The organism is Sodalis sp. (in: enterobacteria), assembly GCF_047607725.1.
Lineage (GTDB): Bacteria > Pseudomonadota > Gammaproteobacteria > Enterobacterales > Enterobacteriaceae > JBLKSS01.
Genome location: NZ_JBLKSS010000227.1, coordinates 1 through 4,834 on the forward strand (window position 1 = coordinate 1; position 4,834 = coordinate 4,834).

The 4,834-nt window shown below is 57.6% G+C and carries 3 protein-coding genes and 3 pseudogenes; 1 reads left to right on the forward strand and 5 read right to left on the reverse strand.

Translation table 11 applies throughout. The annotated features are described in order from the left end of the window. Positions 1-342 (reverse strand): annotated as a pseudogene (locus tag ACMX3H_RS17035) (IS21 family transposase); the annotation flags it as partial. Between the two features lie 391 nt (positions 343-733). Here ACMX3H_RS17035 and ACMX3H_RS17040 point away from each other — a divergent pair. Continuing rightward, the gene (locus ACMX3H_RS17040; RefSeq protein WP_415211663.1) at positions 734-1,075 is read left to right on the forward strand and encodes a YejG family protein; all 342 of its coding nucleotides are present in this window, start codon (positions 734-736) and stop codon (positions 1,073-1,075) included. A gap of 165 nt (positions 1,076-1,240) precedes the next feature. Here ACMX3H_RS17040 and ACMX3H_RS17045 read toward each other — a convergent pair. From ACMX3H_RS17045 to ACMX3H_RS17060, 4 genes and pseudogenes are all read right to left on the reverse strand, one after another. Continuing rightward, a pseudogene (locus ACMX3H_RS17045) lies at positions 1,241-2,411 on the reverse strand (ATP-binding cassette domain-containing protein). A 1-nt stretch (position 2,412) separates the two neighbouring features. Continuing rightward, entirely contained in the window at positions 2,413-3,438 is a 1,026-nt protein-coding gene (locus ACMX3H_RS17050; protein WP_415211664.1) for an ABC transporter permease, read from the reverse strand. Further along, positions 3,435-4,480: pseudogene (yejB, locus tag ACMX3H_RS17055) on the reverse strand (microcin C ABC transporter permease YejB). Before yejB ends, ACMX3H_RS17050 begins: the two are co-directional and overlap by 4 nt. A gap of 148 nt (positions 4,481-4,628) precedes the next feature. Next, on the reverse strand, positions 4,629-4,834 hold a 206-nt coding region (locus tag ACMX3H_RS17060), incomplete at its 5' end, for a transposase domain-containing protein (RefSeq protein ID WP_415211665.1).

A 4,834-nucleotide genomic window follows, 5' to 3' on the forward strand; every position in this document is an offset into this window, starting at 1 on the left:
AGGGCATCACCGCCCACGGCGGCCTGATATTCCATCCAGAGCAGCTGTTTGGTCACTCCCTTGCGGCTTAACTCGGTATCGATATCAAGCCAGCTGGGTAAGGTCTTGATAGCCTTGCCGGATTTGCCGGGATAGAGCAGGTGGTCGAGGTCGACGGGGGACAGTTCCGCCGGCAATGGCCAGACCAGGTTAGCTACCGTGAATCGGCCGAGGATATCGTGCACTGTGGTACAGCCGATGCCGAGCGCTGCTGCGATTCGAGCGACGCTGCTCAAATTTCATGCGTAATACATTGATATAAATGTACATTTCTATTCTCGCGTTCTTCTTTTTACGTGCCATGCCATACCCCCGGAAGCTAAAAGTCTCCAGAGTATGGCGGAATAGAAGATGAGCGATCGGACAGAATCGGAATCGCTGATCGGGCGACCGGAATCAGTGATCGGGTGAAATCGGAATCAGTGATCGGACGTGACCGGAACCAGCAGATAAGAGGAGCCGACATTGCCTCACCCCCCCTCCCTCATAGATGACCCTACATGATGTAACAGCTATGCATAAAAAAAGTTGTATTGCGTAGCCAAAAAAGGTTACATAGTGGTTAAAATGTCGATCTTTATCACACTTTAGACGCTAATAAATACCGGAATGTAACGTTTTTTGTGCAGATGTCACGCTAACATTATGTTTATGTGATAAAATTGTTATGTGATAGCGCTTCTGGGGAGAGGCAGTGACGAATTTACAATTATCCGTGGTACACCGGTTACCGCATCACTATCGCTGGCTGCAGGGGTATACCGGCGTCAAGGTCGAGCCGATCATCGCCGCCAGCCATGATGACAACGTTCTGATTGGTTTGACGCTCTTGAGCCACGGCGATGATACGGCTTGGCAGGTGATGAGCGAGCTTGCCCGGACGCTGGCCGAGATCGAAGTCAGCTGCTCCATCGTGGAATACGATGGCAAGCCATGTCTGTTTTTGCACCGTGAAGACGAATGCGCCGGTTTGTGCCGCATCAAAAATATTGGCGTCGCGGTGGCTGAACCCGCGGCAGCGCCGCATATCGCCTGAGAAATGTGGCTTTAGCTTAACAACGGCCGGGCGCCCAGGATTTCTCGCCCCTATTCCCCCCACGCGCGCGTGCCGCGCTGACGCCGCAAACCTCACCCTTGTGCCGCTGGTTAAGCTACTTGCCGATCGGGGCTCCCGCGTCCATGCCGACGCGCCGCCGTCGGGCTAACGCCCCGTGACGGACTGCCGTCCGGCCGCCATTAACTCGCGGGTATAAGCCGCCCGCGGCGCGTGGAACAGCGCGTCGGCGCTGCACTGTTCTACCACTTGCCCTTGCCGCAGTACCACAACCTGATGGCACATCGCGCGCACCACCTGCAAATCATGACTGATAAACACATAGGCCAGCCGGTGCTTTTGCCGGAGCCCGATTCGCCCACCAGACCCAGACTCTCGCCGCGCCGCAGCGTAAAGCTAAGATTATTTAGCGCGGTTTTAGGCGCTTTGCGCCGCGCGAATAAGGCGCCCTTGTCGCCATAGCTTACGCCCGAGGCGTTTACCCGCAGGAGGGGGGCGGCATCCTGCGCCACCGCCGTCGGTTGGCCCGACGGTTCGGGGGCCAGCAATCGCTGCGTATAGAGATGCGCCGGCGCGCTGAACAAGGTCTCGCAAATATTGGTTTCTACGCAGCGGCCGTTTTGCATCACCGCGACGCGGTCCGCCAGCCGGCGCACAATATTCAGGTCGTGGGTAATAAACAAGAGCGCCATATCCAACTCTCGGCGCGCAGGTCCGCCAGCAATTACAGGATCTAGGCCTGTACCGTCACATCAAGCGTGGTGGTGGGTTCGTCGGCAATCAACAGCTTCGGCCGCGTCAGTAGCGCCATCGCGATCATGACCCGCTGGTGCTCACCGCCGGATAACTGATGCGGATAATCCCGCAGACGGCTTGCCGGGTGATGAATACCCACCCGCTCAAGGGCGGCCTGCGCCTCGGCGCGAGCGGTTTTGCCCCGCATGCCGCGATGCAGCAGCAACACTTCGCTCAACTGCTTCCCCAGGGTATGCAGCGGATTAAGAGACGACATCGGCTCCTGGAAAATCATGGCGATGTCATTACCGCGAATACGCCGCAGTACGGCCTCGTCGGCGGTCAGCAGATTTTGCCCGTTAAACAGGATCTCGCCGCCGGGGTACGCTACCGGCGGCGCGGGCAGCAGGCGCAGGACCGATAGCGCGGTAACGCTCTTGCCGGAGCCAGATTTGCCCACCAGCACCAGCGTTTCGCCCGCGTCCAACGTCAGCGACACGTCATCGACGACTCGGCGCACCGAGCTTCCCTGGTGGAACGCCACACTTAAGTGATGGATAGCCAATAGCGGAGTGCGGTTCATCTCAGTACGCCTTCCCCGGATCAAAGGCGTCGAGCACCACTTCGCCGATAAAAATCAATAACGACAGCACCAGCGCCAGCGTGATAAAAGCGGTAATACCGAGCCATGGCGCCTGTAGATTGTTTTTACCTTCCAGCAGCAGGTTTCCCAGCGATGGCGAACCGAGCGGCAGACCAAAGCCGAGGAAGTCCAGCGAGGTCAGCGTGGTTATCGAGCCGCAGAGAATAAACGGCAGAAAGGTAAGCGTCGCTACCATTGCATTGGGCAGCATATGACGTAGCATAATACGCCGGTCGCTGACGCCCATCGCTTGCGCAGCGCGGATATAGTCGAAATTGCGGGGGCGCAGGAATTCCGCCCGCACCACGCCGACCAAGCTCATCCAGCCGAAGAGGACGGTAATGCCCAATAGCCACCAGAAATTGGGCGGCACCACGCTTGACAGCAAAATAATCAGAAACAGCGTCGGCATACCGGACCACACCTCGATAACGCGCTGGCCCCATAAATCCAGACGGCCGCCGTAATAGCCCTGGGTCGCGCCGACCAGGATACCTATCAGGCTCGACAGAAGCGTCAGCGCCAGCCCGAACAGCATTGACAGCCGGAAGCCATAAAGAAGATTGGCCAGAACATCGCGGCCGTTGCTGTCGGTGTCGAGCCAATTACCCGCGCTGGGCGGCGCCGGGAAAGGCAGGGGGGAGGCGTAATTGATGGTGCGGTAGTTGAATCGCACCGGCGCCCACAGCGCCCAGCCTTGCTCATCCAGCCGCTTCTCAAGCCACGGGTCGCGGTAATCCGCGCGGCTGGCCAGCGGGCCGCCGAAATCGGCTTCGCTGTAATCATGAAATAACGGTAAATAGAATTGGCCCTGATAGCGCACCAACAGGGGTCGGTCGTTGGCGATAAGCTCAGAGCCTAAACTGAAGACGAACAGCAGAACAAATAACCAAATCGACCAATAACCGCGGCGGTTGTGCCGAAAGCGCGCCCAGCGCGCCTGATTAACCGGAGACAAGGATTTCAATGGCGCCTCCCGAAATCGATTCTGGGATCGACCAGCGTATAGGTGGTATCGCTGATGATGTTCAGCAATAGGCCGATAAGCGTAAAGATGTACAGCGTGCCGAACATGACGGGGTAATCCCGCGACAGCGTAGCGTCATAGCCCAGCAGGCCCAGGTCGTTGAGGGAAAACATCACCTCGATGAGCAGCGAGCCGGTAAAAAACATGCTGATAAAGGTGGCGGGAAAGCCGGCGATAACCAGCAACATGGCGTTGCGAAAGATGTGGCGATACAGGATGGCGCTTTCCCCAAGACCCTTGGCGCGGGCGGTAACGACATACTGTTTGCGGATTTCGTCGAGAAAGGCGTTTTTGGTGAGCATGGTCAAGGTCGCGAAACCGCCAATCACCATCGCCAGCAACGTGAGATGCCAGAAATAATCGGCTATCTTGCCGTACCAGGGCAGGGCGGCGAAATTGGCGGACACCATGCCGCGCAGCGGAAACCAATCGAGATAGCTGCCGCCGGCGAACAGCACAATGAGCAGGACGGCGAACAAAAATGCCGGGATGGCATAGCCGATTATGATAAGCGAGCTGCTCCAGGTGTCGAAAGCGCTGCCGCTGCGCACCGCCTTTTTGATGCAGAGCGGAATCGATACCAAATAAATAATCAGCGTACTCCATACGCCGAGCGATACCGATACCAGCAGGCTGTCTTTAATCAGCTGCATCACCGAGGCGCCGCGGAACAGACTGTCGCCAAAGTCAAAGCGGACATATTGCCACAGCAGGTGAAATAACGCTCGTGCAGCGGTTTATCAAAACCGTAGCGGCGGGTAATCTCGGCAATCACCTCCGGATCCAGCCCGCGTGCGCCGCGATATTGATTATCCCCCAACTGGCCGCCGTGTAAGGTCTGCGTGCGGGACAGGGGATCGCCGTGGCTGCCGCCGAAGCCGGCCGTTTGTCCCAGCTCGATGGCGGCAATCGCCTGATCCACCGGCCCGCCCGGCGCAATCTGCACGATAAAGAAATTGAGCGTGATAATGGCCCACAGCATGGGGATTATCAACAGCAAGCGTTTTAACACACATATGACGTCAAGCCCGTCCTCCTCGTCAGCGCCGCTGGGCGGGCAATTGCGCCGCCTTATTGACATCATACCACCAGCTGTCGAAGTAAGCGTACGCCCAGCGCCGTATTGACAGTTATTCAGCAGGGATGGTGAGGTTCCACGGCAGGAGCTCTTTGATTTTGTTGATGGGATGATCCGAGATAATCGCCAGCACATGGCGCAGATACGCTTCCGGCTCCACGCCGTTCAGTTTGCAACTGCCGATCAGCGTATACATCAGCGCCGCCCGGTCGCCGCCGCTATCCGAACCGAAGAACAGATAGTTCTTGCGACCCAGGC